The organism is Streptomyces spinoverrucosus (assembly GCF_006539505.1).
Classification (GTDB): domain Bacteria; phylum Actinomycetota; class Actinomycetes; order Streptomycetales; family Streptomycetaceae; genus Streptomyces; species Streptomyces spinoverrucosus.
This window is the reverse complement of record NZ_BJND01000017.1, coordinates 289,299-308,644: the sequence shown is the minus strand read 5'-3', so window position 1 is coordinate 308,644 and position 19,346 is coordinate 289,299. Positions and strand designations below refer to the sequence as shown.

General features: G+C 70.6%; 15 protein-coding genes. 6 read left to right on the top strand and 9 right to left on the bottom strand.

Annotation, left to right across the window (positions count from 1 at the left end; all coding sequences use genetic code 11):
* The 3 genes from SSP24_RS13200 to SSP24_RS13190 form a co-directional block, all read right to left on the bottom strand.
* The coding region (locus SSP24_RS13200; RefSeq protein ID WP_244951793.1) for a protein kinase at positions 1 to 1,284 on the bottom strand (1,284 nt) is incomplete at its 3' end.
* Positions 1,285 to 1,455: 171 nt separating this feature from the next.
* A complete protein-coding gene (locus SSP24_RS13195) occupies positions 1,456 to 3,417 on the bottom strand; it encodes a serine/threonine-protein kinase (RefSeq protein ID WP_141309708.1) in 1,962 nt (653 codons plus the stop codon).
* An 85-nt stretch (positions 3,418 to 3,502) separates the two neighbouring features.
* On the bottom strand, positions 3,503 to 5,209 hold the full coding sequence (locus SSP24_RS13190; protein WP_141309690.1) for a glycerol-3-phosphate dehydrogenase/oxidase: 1,707 nt from the start codon (positions 5,207 to 5,209) through the stop codon (positions 3,503 to 3,505).
* Positions 5,210 to 5,505: 296 nt separating this feature from the next.
* Between SSP24_RS13190 and SSP24_RS13185 the strand changes: the two genes are divergently transcribed.
* Complete coding sequence (locus tag SSP24_RS13185) at positions 5,506 to 6,714, top strand: nucleotide sugar dehydrogenase (RefSeq protein WP_141309689.1); 1,209 nt, start codon at positions 5,506 to 5,508, stop codon at positions 6,712 to 6,714.
* Between the two features lie 99 nt (positions 6,715 to 6,813).
* Here SSP24_RS13185 and SSP24_RS13180 read toward each other — a convergent pair whose 3' ends face one another.
* The 4 genes from SSP24_RS13180 to SSP24_RS13165 form a co-directional block, all read right to left on the bottom strand.
* Positions 6,814 to 7,938 carry a GuaB3 family IMP dehydrogenase-related protein gene (locus SSP24_RS13180; RefSeq protein WP_141309688.1) on the bottom strand — a complete coding sequence of 375 codons (1,125 nt, stop codon included), beginning with the start codon at positions 7,936 to 7,938 and terminating at the stop codon, positions 6,814 to 6,816.
* Positions 7,939 to 8,043: 105 nt separating this feature from the next.
* Positions 8,044 to 9,549 carry an IMP dehydrogenase gene (gene guaB, locus SSP24_RS13175; protein WP_141309687.1) on the bottom strand — a complete coding sequence of 502 codons (1,506 nt, stop codon included), beginning with the start codon at positions 9,547 to 9,549 and terminating at the stop codon, positions 8,044 to 8,046.
* A 143-nt stretch (positions 9,550 to 9,692) separates the two neighbouring features.
* Positions 9,693 to 10,280 carry a sigma-70 family RNA polymerase sigma factor gene (locus tag SSP24_RS13170; protein WP_141309686.1) on the bottom strand — a complete coding sequence of 196 codons (588 nt, stop codon included), beginning with the start codon at positions 10,278 to 10,280 and terminating at the stop codon, positions 9,693 to 9,695.
* 807 nt (positions 10,281 to 11,087) lie between these two features.
* Complete coding sequence (locus SSP24_RS13165; protein WP_003948568.1) at positions 11,088 to 11,699, bottom strand: response regulator transcription factor; 612 nt, start codon at positions 11,697 to 11,699, stop codon at positions 11,088 to 11,090.
* A 381-nt stretch (positions 11,700 to 12,080) separates the two neighbouring features.
* On the opposite strand from SSP24_RS13165, the gene SSP24_RS13160 reads away from it, so the two are divergent.
* Entirely contained in the window at positions 12,081 to 12,410 is a 330-nt protein-coding gene (locus SSP24_RS13160; protein WP_141309685.1) for a WhiB family transcriptional regulator, read from the top strand.
* 93 nt (positions 12,411 to 12,503) lie between these two features.
* On the opposite strand, the gene SSP24_RS13155 is transcribed toward SSP24_RS13160, so the two are convergent.
* A complete protein-coding gene (locus SSP24_RS13155; protein ID WP_141309684.1) occupies positions 12,504 to 13,400 on the bottom strand; it encodes a LysR family transcriptional regulator in 897 nt (298 codons plus the stop codon).
* Between the two features lie 80 nt (positions 13,401 to 13,480).
* On the opposite strand from SSP24_RS13155, the gene SSP24_RS13150 reads away from it, so the two are divergent.
* The 4 genes from SSP24_RS13150 to SSP24_RS13135 all read left to right on the top strand — a co-directional run bounded on the left by SSP24_RS13150 (position 13,481) and on the right by SSP24_RS13135 (position 17,572).
* Complete coding sequence (locus SSP24_RS13150) at positions 13,481 to 14,149, top strand: MOSC domain-containing protein (protein ID WP_141309683.1); 669 nt, start codon at positions 13,481 to 13,483, stop codon at positions 14,147 to 14,149.
* Between the two features lie 137 nt (positions 14,150 to 14,286).
* A complete protein-coding gene (locus tag SSP24_RS13145; protein ID WP_141309682.1) occupies positions 14,287 to 15,861 on the top strand; it encodes a multicopper oxidase family protein in 1,575 nt (524 codons plus the stop codon).
* A gap of 157 nt (positions 15,862 to 16,018) precedes the next feature.
* The gene (locus SSP24_RS13140) at positions 16,019 to 16,792 is read left to right on the top strand and encodes an SDR family NAD(P)-dependent oxidoreductase (protein WP_141309681.1); all 774 of its coding nucleotides are present in this window, start codon (positions 16,019 to 16,021) and stop codon (positions 16,790 to 16,792) included.
* A gap of 72 nt (positions 16,793 to 16,864) precedes the next feature.
* Positions 16,865 to 17,572: an ester cyclase gene (locus SSP24_RS13135; protein ID WP_141309680.1), complete on the top strand. Its 708-nt coding sequence runs from the start codon at positions 16,865 to 16,867 to the stop codon at positions 17,570 to 17,572.
* 75 nt (positions 17,573 to 17,647) lie between these two features.
* Here the strand turns inward: SSP24_RS13135 and groL are convergent, their stop codons facing one another.
* Complete coding sequence (groL, locus tag SSP24_RS13130; protein ID WP_141309679.1) at positions 17,648 to 19,276, bottom strand: chaperonin GroEL; 1,629 nt, start codon at positions 19,274 to 19,276, stop codon at positions 17,648 to 17,650.
* Between the last annotated feature and the right edge of the window lie 70 nt (positions 19,277 to 19,346).

The following is a 19,346-nucleotide window of genomic DNA, read 5'->3' as shown; positions in this document are numbered from 1 at the left end:
TTGAGCGAAGCCGCTGCCGTGCGGCGGTACGCCAGGCTCGGCGAGACCGCTGCTCTGGAGCCGTCCGCCCGGCTGGGCCAGGCCGTTGCCGTGCGGCGGCACGCCGGGCTGAGCGACCCCGCGGCCCTGGTCCGGCATGCCCTGAGGCGCGGGCCCGACGCCCTGGGACTGCCCGTTGCTCCCCGCCCCGGTGTTGCGCCGCCCCGCGCCGTGCCAGGGCGTGGCGCGGACGCCGTACGGGTCGGCTATCTGGCCCGGCGGGTTGCTCCCGGGCCCCCCACGGGTGTGCGGCGGCTGCTCCGTGCCGCCCTCGGATGCGGGGCGGGCGCCGGGCAGTGCCGCGCGGCCGCTCTGCTCGGCCTCCTGGACCCGGGCCGCGGCCCGTGCCCCCGCCCGGTATGCGGCGATCGCCCCGGCCCGCGCCGCCCGGACGTCCCCGCCGGACTCCGGTGCCCTGCGGACCGGCGCCGCCGAACCTCCCCCGCCGCCCGCCGTATCCGCACCGGCCACCGGCAGCCCTCCGGCCGCTCGCGCCTCGATGGCGGCCCGCCGGGCAGCCTCGGGATCTCCGCCGCTGATGCCGTGCGGACCCTGGCCGCGAGCCGCCTCCAAACCCCCGGCAGCCGCGCCGCCGTCCCCACCGCCACCGTCGTCATACAGAGGCGCCGGCACCGGGTCGTACCCGCACAACGCCTCCTCCGCCGCCCCCACCGCCAGGCCGGTCAGCATGACCCGCCCGTCGTCGCAGACCAGCACCGTCCTCGCGGTGATGTTCCGATGCACCCAGCCGTGCGCGTGCAGCACGCGCAGCGCCATCAGCACGTCGGAGGCGACCTCGGCCGCCCGATACGGCGTCAGCGGCTGCTCGGAGAGCAGCGCGGCCAGCGGTCGCGCGGCCACCAGCTCGCTCACCACCCACAGCGACCCGCCCTCGGCGAACACGTCGAAAACCTGGTCCAGCCGCGGATGGTCGGGGATCGCGGCAGCCGCCTGAGCGGCCTCCACCGCACGCCGTACCGCCGGATCCGTGGGCCGCCGAACCGCCCCCGCGCGCCCGGCCGTCGGCCGCCGCGCCGCACGGTCACGCGCCGTGAACCCCTCGGGCAGCCCCTCGGCGTCGAGCACCTCCGCCTCGACGACCTCAGGCAACGGCACCTGCCGTACCAGGACTTCCTGGCCGCTGTAGGTGTCGAAGGCCCGGGTCTCCGTGAGTTCGTACTCGTCGGAGGGCGGCAGCGGCAGGCGGTAGCGGTCGGCGAGTACCCGCCCCGCATAGTCGTCCACGTTGCCTCCCCCGGCCGCCCGGTGGTCAATTCCGTTCGTGTGGCGTCCCGTTCCGGATGCGTTCCCGATGCGTACGGTCCGCAACCACTCACGATACGTGCCGGAGGCAACCTGCACGGAGGGATGGGGAGATCTCACGAGATCTCATGTGCCAAGCCGCTCCCGGCCCGATCACGCCTTGGGTTCAAAGGTGTTGGTCAGCGTCCGCCACGTGGACTTGCGCAGCTCGCCGTCCCACGCGGCGGCCTTCGCCGTGTACATCAATGCATAGCCCTGATGGTCGTTGACGACGAACCCGCGGTCGATCGTCCGGTACTTCGTGCCCCCGTCGACATAAGTGAACTCCCAGTCGGCCGTCTTCCAGCCGCGGTAGTCCACCTCCACTATCCGAATCCGGTCGTACTGCGAGCGCGTCATGTAGCGCTCCTGGTTCTTCCAGTCCCGGACGGGGTCGTCCTTGGGCGTGGAGGTCCAGGCGATCAGCAGCTTCTGCCCGCCCGGCCCGGTGAACCGGTCGCCCGCCGCGTCCGACGATCCGTACTTCCAGCCCTTGGGCAGTCCTATGGAATAGCCCTGGCCACCCTGGTACGTCTTCTCAACGGCGGTGTCGTCCGAGGAGTCCTGCCCGTCGGAGGAGTTGTCCGACTCCTCGTCGCCGTCCCCGGCCGCCGCCCCGCCACTCGCGCTGGGCGTGGATCCTGTCGAGGCCGACGTCGTCGCCGCACTGTCCGTGTGGACCCCACCGTCACCGGACTTGGTGTCGGCGCTCCTGCTCGCCCCGGCCGCCGCCTTGTCGCCCCTGCCCCGGGACTGGTTGGAGCCGTCGTCGCCCGAGTTGAGCGCCACGGCCAGCACGACACCGAGCACGGCGAGCACCACGACCACGGCGATGACCACCAGCGTCCGCCGGGGCACCACGTCGGTGAGCGGCGCCCTGGGCACCGGCCGCGGCGGCAGGTCCGGCGGCGTCATCACGGGCCACCCGGAACTCCGGCCGTCCGACGTGCCCTTGGCGCCCTCACCGGAGCCCGACGCCGACACAGCGGTCGTACTGCTCGTACCCGCAGCACTCCCGGACGTCGTACGAGCCCCCGCCGCCGCACCCGTCGCCACGGCGGCCTTGCGAGCCGACCGCAGCGCCCCGCGCAGCCGGTCGGACCCTTCGCGGCGCTCGCCACCCGCCGAACTCCCGCTCTTCCTGGGCGCGTCCGGCTGCGGGGGCAGCGGTACGACCTTGGTCGCGTCCGCCGGCTCGGCCGTCTTCGGGTCGGGTGCGTTGATCACGGCCTTGAGCAGGGCCCGGGCGCCGGCGTCGTCGAGGCGCTTCTGGGCGTCCTTGGTGAGCAGCCCGTAGATGACGTCCCTGAGCGGGCCGGCGTTCTTCGGCTCCTCCAGCGGCTCGGTCATCACCGCGGTGAGAGTGGCGATCGCGGAGCCCTTGTCGTACGGCGGGGAACCCTCGACCGCCGCGTACAGCAGACCGCCGAGCGACCACAGGTCGGCGGCGGGGCCGGGCTTGTGGCCGCGGGCGCGCTCCGGGGAGATGTAGGAGGGTGCGCCGACGAGCATGCCGGTGGAGGTGATGGACGGGTCGCCCTCGACCTGGGCGATGCCGAAGTCGGTGAGCACGACCCGGCCGTCGTCCGCGATCAGCACGTTCGACGGCTTCACATCGCGGTGCAGGATGCCCTCGCGGTGCGCGGAGCGCAGCACGTCGAGAACGGCGAGGCCGACTTCGGCGGCGCGCCGGGGCTGCAGCACGCCGTCCTCGCGGATGACCTCGGCGAGGGACTTGCCCTCGACGAGTTCCATCACGATCCACGGCCGGTCGTCCTCGTCGACCACGTCGAAGACCGTCACCGCGCTGGTGTTGCGGATCCGCGCGATGGCCTTGGCCTCGCGCAGGGTGCGCGTGATGAGCCGCCGCTTCTCGTCCTCGTCGATGTTGGCCGGGAACCGAAGTTCCTTGACGGCGACCGTCCGGCCGAGGGTCTCGTCCTCGGCGCGCCACACCGTGCCCATGCCGCCGCGGCCGAGCACGTCTCCCAGCCGGTACCGCCCGGCGAGAAGACGCTCGCTCTTGTCCTGACGAGTGTCCTGACGGGATGTCCCCGCCCGCTCCGCCTCCGACATGCGTCCCCTCATGCAACCCGCCCTGACAGAGCCTCCATTGTCCCTCACCCGACAAGCGGCTCACGCCCAGGGTGCCCCCCAGCTCCTACAACGGCACGATGTCCGGCGCCCCCAGCCTCGCCGCGTCCGCTGTCAGGTCGTCCAGCTGGCGCTGCGACTCCCGCTCGGCCTCCACCCGCTTCTCGTAGTGCTGGACCTCGCGCTCGATCTGGTCCTTGTCCCAGCCGAGCACCGGCGCCATCAACTCGGCGGCCTCACGGGCGCAGCGGGTGCCCCGGTCGAAGGTCTCTATGGAGATGCGGGTGCGCCGCGTCAGGACGTCGTCCAGGTGCCGCGCGCCCTCGTGCGAGGCGGCGTACACGATCTCGGCGCGCAGATAGTCCTCGGCGCCGGTGAGCGGCTCGCCCAGCGAGGAGTTCCCGCCGATGAGTTCGAACAGCTCCTCCGACATCGACCCGTACCGGTTCAAAAGGTGCTCCACGCGCACCACATGAAGGCCCGTGCGCGCCGCTATCCGCGCCCGCGCGTTCCACAGCGCCCGGTACCCCTCCGCGCCGAGCAGCGGTACGTCCTCGGTGACGCACTCGGCGACCCGCAGATCGAGGCCGTGCACCGCCTCGTCCACCGCGTCCTTGGCCATCACCCGGTACGTCGTGTACTTGCCGCCCGCCACAACGACCAGCCCCGGCACCGGATGCGCGACGGTGTGCTCGCGGGACAGCTTGCTGGTGGCGTCCGACTCACCGGCCAGCAGCGGCCGCAGACCGGCGTACACACCCTCGACGTCGTCCCGTGTCAGCGGCACGGCGAGCACCGAGTTGACGTGCTCCAGCAGATAGTCGATGTCGGCGCTGGACGCGGCGGGGTGCGCCTTGTCGAGGTCCCAGTCGGTGTCGGTGGTGCCGATGATCCAGTGCCGACCCCAGGGGATGACGAACAGCACAGACTTCTCGGTGCGCAGGATCAGCCCAGTGGTGGAGTGAATGCGGTCCTTCGGCACGACGAGGTGGATGCCCTTGGACGCCCGGACGTGGAACTGGCCCCGCTCCCCCACCATCGCCTGGGTGTCGTCGGTCCACACGCCGGTCGCGTTGACGATCTGCTTTGCGTGGATCTCGTACTCTCCGCCCCCCTCGACGTCCTGCACCCGGGCCCCGACCACCCGCTCGCCCTCGCGCAGGAAGCCGGTCACCCGTGCGCGGTTGGCCGCCTTCGCCCCGTACGACACCGCCGTGCGCACCAGCGTCGCGACGAAGCGGGCGTCATCCATCTGGGCGTCGTAGTACTGCAACGCGCCGACCAGCGCGTCCTTCTTCAGCGCCGGTGCCACGCGCAGGGCGTGACGGCGGCTCAGGTGCCGGTGTATCGGCAGGCCGCGTCCGTGCCCGCGGGCCATCGACATGGCGTCGTAGAGCGCGACGCCCGAACCGGCGTACAGCCGCTCCCAGCCCTTGTGCTGCAAGGGGTAGAGGAAGGGCACCGGCTTCACCAGATGCGGGGCAAGCCGCTCCAGCAGCAGGCCGCGCTCCTTCAGCGCCTCGCGGACGAGGGAGAAGTCGAGCATCTCCAGATAGCGCAGGCCGCCGTGGATCAGCTTGCTGGACCGGCTCGACGTGCCCGACGCCCAGTCACGCGCCTCGACCAGGCCCGTCGACAGACCGCGGGTCACGGCGTCCAGCGCGGTGCCCGCGCCGACCACTCCGCCGCCCACCACCAGCACGTCCAGCTCCCGCTCGGCCATCGCCGCGAGCGACTCGGCGCGCTGCGCCGGCCCCAGTGTCCCTGTCCTCACCGCTGCCTCCCGCTCATCGCCTCGCGTCGGCCGCACCCGTCGGGCGAGACCCGTCCGCATCCCCCACGCTCAAAGTCTGACCGCGTCGTCCGACTTCAGCCACCACACACCTCCAGCCTGTGGATAACCAGCACGGATACCGGCGGCCAGGGAGGGACACGAGCGCGAACACGGGCGCGATCAATACCGCAAAACGGTCATATTTACTCCTAGTCTGACATTGCGCTCTCTCATCTTGTCCACAGGGCTTGCGCATCTGTCCCGCTTCGGTTACTGGGAAGGACGGCCACCACGCCATGCCCGCAGATCTCGCCGTCATCGGACTCGGCCCGCTCGGCCTGCCGCTGGCCCAGGCCGCTGTCGCCGCCGGTATCCCCACCGTCGGCTACAAGACCGGTCCCGAGCCCGGCTCGCTCAGCCCCGCCGAACTGCGCCGGATGCTCTCGGGGGGCTTCCGGCATGCCGCGGGCCCGAGCGAACTCGGCCGGGTGCGCACCGCGGTCATCTGCGCCCCGACCCCCAGAAGCGCGGACGGCGGACTGGACCTGAGTCAGGTGGAGGCGGCCGCCCGCATCCTGGCCGCCCGGCTGCGCCCGCACACCACGGTCATCCTGGAGTCGCCCGTGTACCCGGGCACGACCGAGGAATTCCTCCGCCCCCTGCTGGAAGAGGGTTCACGGCTGCGCGCGGGCCGTGACTTCCACCTCGCCTACTCGCCCAGCCGCGTCGACCCCGGCAACCGCGACTTCACCCCGGGCAACACGCCCAAGGTGATCGGCGGCCTCACCCCCGCCTGCACCGAGTCGGCCGCCGCCTTCTACGGCCGCCTCACCGACAAGGTGGTACGCGCGCGTGGCCCCCGCGAGGCCGAGACCGTGCAGCTCCTGGAAACCAACTACCGGCACGTCAACATCGCCCTGGTCAACGAAATGGCCGTCCTGTGCCACGACTTGGGCGTCGACCTGTGGGACGTCATCCGCTGCGCGGAGACCAAGCCGTTCGGCTTCCAGGCCTTCCGCCCCGGACCCGGCGTCGGCGGCCACGCCGTCTCGCAGGACCTCACCGGCCGCGCGGGCCGTGGCCTGCGCATGGTGGAACTGGCCCAGCAGGTCAACAGCCGGATGCCCCGGTACGTCGTCCAGCGCGCCGCCACCCTCCTCAACGAACACGGCAAGTCGGCCCGCGGCGCGCGCGTGCTGCTCCTCGGCGTCACCTACAAGCCGGACCTCGCCGACCAGCAGGCCACCCCGGCGCAGGAGATCGCGATCCGCCTGATGGAACTCGGCGCCGCCATCAGCTACCACGACCCGCACATCCCGTCCTGGAGCATCATCGACCGCCCGGTCCCCCGCGCCGACTCCCTCTACGAGGCGGCAGCCGAGGCCGACCTCACGATCCTGCTCCAGAACCACCGCACCTACGACCTGCAAGGCCTGTCGGTGAAGGCACAGCTGCTGCTGGACACGCGGGGGGCTACGCCTACGGGGGCGGCGCATCGGTTGTGAAGGGGGGCGCGTGAAGTACGCCACCCATTGGCCCGGTGGGCAGCACGCAAAAGGGCCGGTCACCCACCCGGGATGACCGGCCCTTCCGCCGTCGTACGGCTACCGCTTGTGCTGCGAGTCCCCCACCGTCACCTCGACCCGCTGGAACTCCTTCAGCTCGCTGTAGCCGGTGGTGGCCATGGCGCGGCGCAGGGCGCCGAACAGGTTCATCGAGCCGTCCGGGGTGTGGGACGGGCCGGTGAGGATCTCCTCGATGGTGCCGACCGTGCCGAGGTCGACCTTCTTGCCGCGCGGCAGCTCCTCGTTGACGGCCTCCATGCCCCAGTGGTGGCCCTTGCCCGGACCGTCCGTCGCGCGCGCGAGCGGGGAACCCATCATCACCGCGTCCGCGCCGCAGGCGATCGCCTTGGGCAGGTCGCCGGACCAGCCGACACCGCCGTCCGCGATCACGTGCACATAGCGGCCGCCGGACTCGTCCATGTAGTCCCGCCGGGCGGCCGCCACGTCCGCGACCGCCGTGGCCATCGGCACCTGGATGCCCAGCACGTTGCGCGTGGTGTGCGCGGCGCCGCCGCCGAAGCCGACCAGGACGCCCGCCGCGCCGGTGCGCATCAGGTGCAGGGCGGCGGTGTAGGTGGCGCAGCCGCCGACGATCACCGGGACGTCGAGCTCGTAGATGAACTGCTTCAGGTTCAGCGGCTCGTGCGAGGACGAGACGTGCTCCGCCGACACCGTCGTACCGCGGATGACGAAGATGTCCACGCCCGCGTCCACCACGGCCTTGGAGAACTGCGCCGTGCGCTGCGGGGAGAGCGCGGCCGCGGTGACCACGCCCGAGTCGCGCACCTCCTTGATGCGCTGCCCGATCAGCTCTTCCTTGATCGGTGCGGCGTAGATCTCCTGCAGGCGGCGGGTCGCGGCCTCGACCGGCAGGCCGACGATCTCGTCGAGCAGCGGCTGCGGGTCCTCGTACCGCGTCCACAGGCCTTCGAGGTTCAGCACGCCCAGGCCGCCCAGCTCGCCGATACGGATCGCCGTGGCCGGCGAGACGACCGAGTCCATGGGAGCGGCCAGGAAGGGCAGCTCGAAGCGGTAGGCGTCGATCTGCCAGGCGATCGAGACCTCCTTCGGGTCCCGCGTACGGCGGCTGGGGACGACGGCAATGTCGTCGAAGGCGTACGCCCGGCGGCCGCGCTTGCCGCGCCCGATCTCGATCTCAGTCACGTGTGTGGCCTTTCCCTGATGCGTTGCAGCGCCTTCCAGTATCCCCGACAGGTACGACAAGGGCGGCCCCGGAGGTTCCGGGACCGCCCTAGGTGACTGATGAGGCTACTTACGGCTGTAGTTCGGCGCCTCGACCGTCATCTGGATGTCGTGCGGGTGGCTCTCCTTCAGGCCGGCCGACGTGATCCGCACGAAGCGGCCGTTGGCCTGGAGCTCGGGGACGTTCTTGCCGCCGACGTAGAACATCGACTGGCGCAGACCGCCGACCAGCTGGTGCACCACCGAGGAGAGCGGGCCGCGGTAGGGGACCTGGCCCTCGATGCCCTCGGGGATCAGCTGCTCGTCGGAGGCGACGCCCTCCTGGAAGTAGCGGTCCTTGGAGAACGACTTGCGCTCGCCCCGGGTCTGCATCGCGCCGAGCGACCCCATGCCGCGGTACGACTTGAACTGCTTGCCGTTGATGAACATCAGCTCGCCCGGCGACTCCTCGCAGCCCGCGAGCAGCGAGCCCAGCATCACCGTGTCGGCGCCCGCGACCAGGGCCTTGGCGATGTCGCCGGAGTACTGCAGACCGCCGTCGCCGATCACCGGGACACCGGCCGCCTTGGCGGCGAGCGCGGCCTCGTAGATCGCCGTGACCTGGGGGACGCCGACACCGGCGACCACGCGCGTGGTGCAGATGGAGCCGGGGCCGACACCGACCTTGATGCCGTCCACGCCGGCGTCGATCAGGGCCTGGGCGCCGTCGCGGGTGGCGACGTTGCCGCCGATGACGTCGACGCCGGAGGAGTTCGACTTGATCTTGGCGACCATCTCGCCGACCAGCCGGGAGTGGCCGTGCGCGGTGTCGACGACGATGAAGTCGACACCGGCCTCGATCAGCGCCTGGGCGCGCTCGAAGGCGTCACCGGCGACACCGACGGCCGCGCCGACGATGAGGCGGCCCTCGGCGTCCTTGGCGGCGCTCGGGTACTTCTCGGCCTTGACGAAGTCCTTGACCGTGATCAGGCCCTTGAGCACGCCCTCGTCGTCGACCAGCGGCAGCTTCTCGATCTTGTGCTTGCGCAGCAGTTCCATGGCGTCGACGCCGGAGATGCCGACCTTGCCGGTGACCAGCGGCATCGGCGTCATGACCTCGCGCACCCGGCGGGAGCGGTCGGTCTCGAAGGCCATGTCGCGGTTGGTGACGATGCCGAGCAGCTTCTTGTCGCCGTCCGTGACCGGGACGCCGCTGATCCGGAACCGGGCGCACAGCGCGTCGGCCTCGGCGAGCGTGGCGTCCGGGTGGATGGTGATGGGGTCGGTGACCATCCCGGACTCGGACCGCTTGACCAGGTCGACCTGGTTGGCCTGGTCCTCGATGGACAGATTGCGGTGCAGTACACCGACGCCGCCCTGGCGGGCCATCGCGATCGCCATACGCGACTCGGTGACCTTGTCCATTGCGGCGGACAGCAGCGGGATGTTGACCCGCACGTTCTTGGAGACGTACGAGGCGGTGTCGATCTCGTCGGGTGCCATGTCCGACGGGCCCGGCAGCAGCAGCACGTCGTCGTAGGTCAGCCCGAGGGTCGCGAATTTTCCGGGCACTCCGTCGACGTTGGCAGTCATGACACCTTCCCCAAATGGCCTTGCTCGGTGCGGATGTCCATGCTAACGGGAAGCATGGCTCTCAAATTCCACGGTTGTGGACGGTTGAGGGCTTCGTATGTTCGTACGGAACACCGCGCACGCCTGTTCATCCGCGGGCCCGCCTACTGTTCGGCCAGCGCCCGGAGTCTGCTCAGCGCGCGGTGCTGGGCCACCCGTACCGCCCCTGGTGACATTCCCAACATCTGGCCGGTCTCCTCCGCCGTGAGGCCCACCGCGATGCGCAGCAGGAGCAGCTCGCGCTGGTTCTCGGGGAGGTTGGCCAGCAGTTTCTTGGCCCACTCGGCGTCACTGCTGAGCAGCGCCCGCTCCTCGGGGCCCAGCGAGTCGTCCGGCCGCTCGGGCATCTCGTCGGACGGGACCGCCGTCGAGCCGGGGTGCCGCATGGCCGCCCGCTGGAGATCGGCGACCTTGTGCGCGGCGATGGCGAAGACGAAGGCCTCGAAGGGGCGCCCGGTGTCCCTGTAGCGCGGCAGCGCGAGCAGGACGGCGACGCAGACCTCCTGGGCCAGGTCCTCTACGAAGTGGCGCGCGTCCCCCGGGAGGCGGGACAGCCGGGTGCGGCAGTAGCGCAGCGCCAGTGGGTGGACGTGGGCCAGCAGGTCGTGCGTGGCCTGCTCGTCCCCGTCGACCGCGCGGTGGACGAGCGCACCGATCGCCCCTGGGGCAGTGGCCGCCTCGTCGTCACGCATCGGTCCATGGTGCCCTGCGGCCGGATGCTCCGCGGCACTGCCTCCGTTGTTGTGCACCGAAGCGTTATGAGCAGGTGCGCCGGAAGTCATCCCCTGCGCCCTCCCCTTCCGCTCGACCGACTCGTCCCCGAGGAACTCCACACCTCAAGGATGCGGCATCCGCGCCGAAACGAGCAGCGACCTTCCACCGCTGCCGCTCCACCGCGGGGTCCGCCGCCGCTTCCGGGACCCCCGTACGCCCCCTGTGACCACGCACGACGGCACTCCAGGGGGCGTTGCTCACACGAATACCCGAATTCCAGCCCACGGGCCGTGGAACGACGGGCACGCGGACCTGAACACCGGCATACGTCCCGCCGAAGCGCCCGGCGCGGACCCGACGGGGCCTCGGCCCATCCGAACGCGCGGCGCAGACGCTGCAGGGCGTCGGCCCGACCATGCGCCCAGCGCAGACCTGACAGGACCTCGGCCCGACCGCGCGCCCAGCACAGACCCGACAGGACCTCGGCCCGACCGCGCGCCCAGCGCAGACCCGACGGGACCTCGGTCCCGACCGTGCGCCCAGCGCAATGTCCACAAGCCAGCGGCTTCCGCACGCACCCGACGCAGACCGGACCGGCCTTCGGCGCCCCCGTGCGCCCGGCGCACACCGCGTCTCCAGTGCGCCCGGCGCATGCGCCGTCGTCCCTCGGTGCGCCCCAGGCCCGGCAGGGAGGTGCCCCCATCGTGTCGTCTCCTCCCCCACCCGAGCGGGGGCTCATCGCCGCCCCCGCTCACCGGGACACGCGGCAGCACCACGCGGCAGCGTCAGCGCACCAGGCCCCAGCGGAAGCCGAGCGCCACCGCGTGCGCCCGGTCCGAGGCGCCGAGCTTCTTGAACAGGCGGCGGGCGTGGGTCTTGACGGTGTCCTCGGAGAGGAACAGCTCGCGGCCGATCTCGGCGTTGGAGCGGCCGTGGCTCATGCCTTCGAGCACCTGGATCTCACGCGCGGTGAGCGTCGGCGCGGCCCCCATCTCGGCGGAGCGCAGCCGACGCGGGGCGAGCCGCCAGGTCGGGTCGGCGAGCGCCTGCGTGACCGTCGCGCGCAACTCCGCGCGCGAGGCGTCCTTGTGCAGGTAACCCCGGGCGCCGGCGGCGACCGCGAGGGCCACGCCGTCGAGGTCCTCGGCGACGGTGAGCATGATGATGCGCGCACCGGGGTCGGCGGACAGCAGTCGCCGCACGGTCTCGACGCCGCCCAGTCCGGGCATGCGTACGTCCATCAGGATGAGGTCCGAGCGGTCGGCACCCCAGCGGCGGAGGACTTCCTCGCCGTTGGCCGCCGTCGTCACACGCTCGACACCGGGCACGGTCGCGACCGCGCGGCGGAGCGCCTCTCGGGCAAGCGGGGAGTCGTCGCAGACGAGGACGGAAGTCATGGCCGCCCTCCGCAGCTGATGCGCGTCACCTTGAGCCTCCAGGCTGGTACGAAATCGTCACCTGTGCGGTCGACCGTCTCGGACGCCTGCCCGAGCGCTTGTGTTTTCAACCGCCTCCGCACTCTCAACGACGGTCACTCGAAAGAGTTACGGGGCTGTGTGCCGTCTTCGGCACTCTACGTGAGGGGGCGGACACGGTGCAGACATGCGCAAGAGACCCTCAATGTTTCATCACAACCTATGCCCCATTTAGACCCATTTCTTCCCATCTACTGGTGTCTGCGGCTAGATTCGCAATGAGTCATATTTTCATCTCCTTAGATCGTAGATGTACGGTCGTGGGCACCGTATCCGCTCAGAACGGCTACAAGGGGTCACGCAATGGCAGATTTCTCCCGCCTTCCCGGACCGAACGCGGACCTATGGGACTGGCAGCTCCTGGCTGCCTGTCGCGGCGTGGACAGTTCGCTCTTCTTCCACCCGGAGGGCGAGCGCGGGGCGGCTCGGAGTGCTCGCGAGAACTCGGCCAAAGAGGTCTGCATGAGGTGCCCGGTCCGCGCGCAGTGCGCGGCACACGCGCTGGCGGTGCGCGAACCGTACGGCGTGTGGGGCGGGTTGACCGAGGACGAGCGCGAAGAGCTCATGGGGCGGGCACGCCACCGGCTGGTGTCGGCGTCGACGGCCGGCGGGAACGCCGCCTCGAACACCTGAAGGAACGTTTCTCCGACGGGCACGCACACGCGTGCCCCCTGCATTTGACTACGGGGGGTGACTAGGGGGGCCTCTTACTGCCGCGAGCCCCGACTACCGGGCCGCCGCCCGCGCCAGCTGATCCAGCGTCGCCCGCACCGCCGGCACCTGCGCCAGATCGGGCAGCGTCAGCGCGACGATCTCCCGCCGCACCGCCGGTTCCAAGGTCACCGCCCGCGCCCCCCGGGGCCGTACGGACTCGATCGCCAGCTGGGGCAGCACCGCCACCCCGAGCCCCGCGCCCACCAGGCCGACCACCGCCGGATAGTCGTCGGTGGCGAAGTCGATGCGGGGCGTGAAACCGGCCCCCGCGCACACCTCGATCAACTGGCCGCGGCAGCGCGGACAGCCCGCGATCCACGGTTCGTCGGCGAGATCGCCGATGGCGACGGACTCGGACCGCGCGAGCCGGTGCCGTTCGGGCACCAGCCCCACCAGCCGGTCGGTCAGCAGCGGTCGTACGACGAGGTCGTCCCACTCCTCGACGCCCGCCGCCCCCTGGTAACGGAACGCGAGTGCGACGTCGCAGTCACCGGCCCGCAGCTTGTCGACGGACTGGGGCGGCTCGGCCTCCTCCAGGGAGACGCGGGTACCGGGGTGCGCGGCGCGCAGGGCGGCGAGGGCGGTCGGTACGAGGGTGGAGCTGCCGCTCGGGAAGGACACAAGCCGCACCCGACCGGCGCGCAGCCCGGCGATCGCGGCGACCTCCTCCTCGGCGGCGGTGAGCCCGGCGAGGATGCCCGAGGCATGCCGTACGAGTGCCTCGCCGGCCTGCGTCAGCCGCATCTCGCGTCCGGTGCGCACCAGCAGGGGCGTCCCCACGGAGGCCTCCAGCGCCTTCATCTGCTGGCTGACGGCGGGCTGGGTGCAGCCCAGCTCGCGCCCCGCGGCGGAGAAGGAGCCGGTGCTGGCGACGGCGCGCAGGACGCGCAGATGACGGGCCTCGATCACAGGTCCAAGCATAAGCGAGTCTTGGGTATGACGCCGAATAATGCGTCGACACTTTGGTTTTTGTCGCCTACCGTGCCGCCATGAGGCTTCTCTCTGTGAACCTGGGCCGCGCGAAGACCGTCACCTACACGGACCACCCCGACGGTGTGACCGGTATCGACAAGCGCCCGGTCGACGAGCCCGTTCGGGTGACGGCGCCCGGTCCCAAGGGCATCGGGGCGAGCGGGCTGGCCGGGGACGCGGTGTGCCACACCCGCCACCACGGCGGCGACGACCAGGCCGTGTACGCGGTCGCCCGCGAGGACCTGGACGCGTGGGAGCGCGAACTGGGCCGCACGCTGACGAACGGCTCGTTCGGCGAGAACCTCACGACGGAAGGTCTCGACGTCTCCGGCGCGCTGATCGGCGAGCGCTGGCGTATCGGGCGTGATGTCGTGCTGGAGGTCACCTCCGGGCGGATTCCCTGCCGGACCTTCCAGAGCCATCTGGGTGAGCCGGGCTGGGTCAAGCGGTTCACGCAGCGGGGTGCGCCGGGAGCGTATCTGCGAGTGATCACGCCGGGTGAGGTCCGGGCGAGCGACCCGATCGAGATCGCGCACCGTCCGGATCACGATGTGACGGTGGCCGTACAGTTCCGGGCGGTCACGACGGAGCGGGCGCTGCTGCCGCGGCTGCTGGCGGCGGGCGGGGCTTTGCATCCGGAGTCGCTGGAGGCGGCGCGGAAGTACATGCAGAGGCATGGCTCCTGACGGCTAGTCAAAGTCTGTTTGCCCAGGCGCCGCACGCCTCCTAGGGGAAATTCCCGGAGGGCGGGCCAGGGCCGGGTCGGGGTGGGGCGGGGGACGTCCCCGATGTTTCGCGGGATCGCGGCGAGGACGCTCGAAGCATGATTCGTCGCAGATCCGGTGGCACGCCTCGGCGTGCGTCTCGTCTCAAGCGGGTGCTCATCGTCCTCGGCGCGGTCGTGACCGTCGGCGCCGTGACGATCGGCGGGTTGTTCGCGTGGCTGTGGACCGACGCCTCGGTCAGTACGGTCGGCAAGGCGTCGTTCAACAACGCGCTCGCCATACCGCCGTTGGCCGAGTCGCATGTCGAAAAGGACGGCACGCGCGTCTTCGACCTGCGCATGCAGGCGGGCGAGACCGAGTTCGAGGCGGGGCGGAAGACCCCGACGTGGGGCTTCAACGGCACCTATCTCGGCCCGACTCTGCGCGCGGAACGCGGCGAGAAGGTCCGCGTGCGCATACGGAACGGGCTCGACGAGGCGTCGAGCGTGCACTGGCACGGCATGCACCTGCCCGCCGAGATGGACGGGGGCCCGCATCAGGAGATCGCCGCCGGCGGCACCTGGAGCCCGCAGTGGACGGTGGACCAGCCAGCCGCGACGCTCTGGTACCACCCCCACCCGCACGGCGCGACCGAGGATCATGTCCAGCGGGGCCTGGCGGGCATGTTCCTCCTCGACGACGAGCGGTCGGCGCGCCTGGCGCTGCCGAAGCGGTACGGCGTGGACGACCTGCCCGTCGTCGTGCAGGACGTGCGCTTCGACGGCGCCCGGCTCGACGGGGGCCGCGGCTTCCTGCAGAACGTGGGCTTCCTCGGCGACCGGACGATGGTCAACGGCACGCTGCGTCCCTACCGAGAGGTCGCCGACGAGCTGATACGGCTTCGGCTGCTCAACGCCTCCACGGCCCGCACCTACGCCTTCGGCTTCCCGGACGACCGTTCCTTCTCCCTGGTCGGCACGGACGGGGGTCTGCTTGAGCGGCCGGTGTCCCAGACGCGGGTGCAGTTGTCGCCGGGCGAGCGGGCCGAGATCGTGGTGCGGATGCGGGCGGATGAGCGGGTGATGCTGCGCAGCTTTCCGCAGGACAACTACGGGGACGGCTGGCAGCGGCGGTTCGGCGGAGGGGACGACTCCTTCGACGTACTGGAGCTGCGGGCGGCCGGACGGCTGCGACCGTCTCCGGACCTGCCCACCGTCCTGGGCAAGTTGGAGATACCCGACGGCGCGGACGCGGTGCGGGGCCGGTTTTTCGAGTTGAGGCGGTCCGGGATCAACGGGCGGTCGATGGACATGGGGCGGGTGGACGAGACGGTCACGCGCGGGACGACGGAGGTGTGGACGGTCCGCAACGACAACGGGATGCCGCACAACTTCCATGTACACGACGTGCAGTTCAGGGTGCTGGAGGTGAACGGCGCGGCACCGCCGCCGGCCCTGCGCGGGCCCAAGGACACGGTGTTCGTGCCGCACGGGACGACCATGAAGCTGGCGTTGCGCTTCACCGGGCCGGCCGATCCCGACACGCCGTACATGTACCACTGCCATCTGCTGTACCACGAGGACGAGGGGATGATGGGTCAGTTCGTGGTGGTGGAGAAGGGACAGCGGGCGGGCGCGCCGTCGGGGCACGCGGGGCCTGGGAACGGCCATGCGGGTGACCAGGGGCACGGCTGAGCGAGGGCCCTCTCCAGGCCCCGCCGGGCCCCCTCTACAAGCCCCCTACAAATCCCCTCCAAGCCCTCCCCAAACCTCCCGGCATTCCCTCGGCATTCCCCCTACTGAGACCCTATGGAGATCAGCCGCGCAGAGTCCGGGTCACTACCCTTGGCACATGACAACGGCTCTGATTACGGGATCGACCGCGGGAATCGGCGCCGCGTTCGCGCGGCGGCTGGCGGCGGACGGGCACAACCTCGTCCTGGTGGCCCGCGACACCAAACGCCTCCGCGAGCAGGCGACCGAACTGCACGACGGGCACGGCATCGAGGCGGAGGTGCTCACGGCGGACCTGGCGACGGACGCCGGCATCGAGGCGGTCGCCGCTCGTCTCGCCGACCGCAAGAACCCCGTCGACCTCCTGATCAACAACGCCGGGTTCGGCAACAAGGGCCGCTATCTCGACGTCTCCATGGCCGACGAGCTGAAGATGCTCAAGGTGCACTGCGAGGCGGTGCTCCGGCTGACGTCGGCGGCGACCGAGGCGATGCGGGAGCGCGGACGCGGGGGCGTCGTGAACGTCGCCTCGGTCGCGGCCTTCCTCCCCCGGGGGACGTACGGCGCGTCCAAGGCCTGGGTCGTCCAGTTCACCCAGGGCGCCGCCCGCGACCTGGCGGGCACCGGCGTACGGATGATGGCCCTGTGCCCCGGCTTCGTCCGCACCGAATTCCACGAGCGCGCCGGCATGGGCACGGACAACGTCCCGAGCTGGATGTGGCTCGACGCCGACAAGCTGGTGGCGGCGGCGCTTTCGGATCTGGCGCGGGGCAAGACACTGTCCATTCCGGACCCGCGGTACAAGGCCATCATGGGCGTGGTGAAGGTGGCGCCGCGGGGATTGCTGGGCGGGGTCAGCTCGCGGGCGGGCCGGAAGTACGGGCCTCAGTAGCGGGTGCCGGTCGAGGCCCTCGTAGGAGAATGGAGCTGTTCGACCGGACCCAGGGGGGCCGGAGGTGGCGCCATGACGTTCGTGCAGGTCATCGACTGCAAGACCAGTCGGTTCGAGGAGATGAACCGGCTGATGGACGCGTGGGTGGAGAAGACCAAGGGAAAGCGGACGGCGACGCACAGTGTGATCGGGAAGGACCGGTCCGACGCGTCGCACTTCATCGAGATCGTGGAGTTTCCGTCGTACGAAGAGGCGATGCGGAATTCGAATCTTCCGGAGACCGATCGGATCTTTCACGAGATGGTCGCGCTGTGCGACGAGATGCCGACGTTCACGGATCTGGATGTGGTGCGGGACGAGCAGTTGTTCAGTGCCACGGTCCGGCGGTTCTTCGAGCTGGTGGCGACGCCCGGGGAACTGCCGCCGCTCGATGAGGTGATGGGGGAGCACTATCACGATCACAACCCGGCGAACGAGCAGGATGTGATCGGGATGGATCATGTCCGGCGCGACGTGCGGGTCTGGCGGGACGGGTTCGACTTCTCGTTCAGCATCGAGGATCTGATCGCCGAGGGCGACAAGGTGTGCGCGCGGTGGTTCTGGAAGGGCACGCACAAGGGCGAGTTCCTGGGGATTCCGGCCACCGGGAAGGAAGTGTCGATGAGCGGTACGACCGTCTTCCGGTGCGGCGGGGACGGCAAGCTCGTCGAGGGCTGGTGGGAGTACGACCGGCTGGGGCTGATGGAGCAGCTGGGCGTCTTCGAGGAGCTGGAGCGTTAGAACCCGCGAGGGGATACAGGGAGGCCCGGCACCCCTCGGGTGCCGGGCCTCCCCTACTGCCTGTTACGGCTCGCGTCAGTGCGCGTGGCCGTGACCGTGGCCGTGGCCCGCCGACTCCGGCTCCTCTTCCTTCTTCTCGACGACCAGGGTCTCGGTCGTGAGCAGCAGGGAGGCGATGGAGGCGGCGTTCTCCAGGGCGGAGCGGGTGACCTTGACCGGGTCGATGACGCCGGACTTGATCAGGTCGCCGTACTCGCCGGTGGCGGCGTTGTAGCCGCTGCCCTTCTCCAGCTCGGCGACCTTGGAGACGATGACGTAGCCCTCCAGGCCGGCGTTCTCGGCGATCCAGCGCAGCGGCTCGACGGCGGCCTTGCGGACGACGGCGACACCGGTGGCCTCGTCGCCCTCCTTGCCGAGGTTGTCCTCAAGGACCTTCACGGCGTGGACGAGCGCGGAGCCACCACCGGAGACGATGCCCTCCTCGACCGCGGCGCGGGTCGCGGAGATGGCGTCCTCCAGACGGTGCTTCTTCTCCTTCAGCTCCACCTCGGTGGCGGCGCCGACCTTGATCACGCACACGCCGCCGGCCAGCTTCGCGAGGCGCTCCTGGAGCTTCTCGCGGTCCCAGTCGGAGTCCGTGGCCTCGATCTCGGCCTTGATCTGCGCGACGCGGCCCTGCACGTCCTCGGACTTGCCGGCGCCGTCGACGATGGTGGTGTCGTCCTTGGTGACGGTGACGCGGCGGGCGGTGCCGAGCACGTCCAGACCGACCTGGTCGAGCTTGAGGCCGACCTCCTCGGAGATGACCGTGGCGCCGGTGAGGACTGCCATGTCCTGGAGCATCGCCTTGCGGCGGTCGCCGAAGCCGGGAGCCTTGACGGCGGTGGCGTTGAAGGTGCCGCGAATCTTGTTCACGACGAGGGTGGAGAGGGCCTCGCCCTCGACGTCCTCGGCGATGATCAGCAGCGGCTTGGAGGAGTTGGACTGGATGATCTTCTCCAGCAGCGGCAGCATGTCCGCGATGGCGGAGATCTTGCCCTGGTGGATGAGGATGTACGGCTCGTCGAGGACGGCCTCCATGCGCTCCTGGTCCGTCACGAAGTACGGCGACAGGTAGCCCTTGTCGAAGGCCATGCCCTCGGTGAAGTCCAGCTCCAGGCCGAAGGTGTTGGACTCCTCGACGGTGATGACACCGTCCTTGCCGACCTTGTCCATCGCCTCGGCGATGAGCTCGCCGACCTGCTGGTCCTGGGCGGACAGCGCGGCGACGGCGGCGATGTCGGACTTCTCGTCGATCGGCCGGGCCGAGGCCAGCAGGTCCTCGGAGACGGCGGCTACGGCGGCGTCGATGCCCTTCTTCAGGGCGGCCGGGGAGGCGCCGGCGGCGACGTTCTTCAGGCCCTCGCGGACCAGCGCCTGGGCCAGCACGGTCGCGGTGGTCGTACCGTCACCCGCGATGTCGTTGGTCTTGGTCGCCACCTCCTTGACCAGCTGGGCGCCGAGGTTCTCGTACGGGTCCTCGACCTCGACCTCGCGGGCGATGGTGACGCCGTCGTTGGTGATGGTGGGGGCGCCGAACTTCTTGTCGATGACGACGTTGCGGCCCTTGGGGCCGATCGTCACCTTGACCGTGTCGGCGAGCTTGTTGACGCCGCGCTCGAGGGCGCGACGGGCGTCCTCGTCGAACTTCAGGATCTTCGCCATGGCAGCGGGAGCCCTCTCGGAAAGTCTGCGGTAAAGAAACTGCGCCCCGGGCGCCCGGCTTCGTTATCGG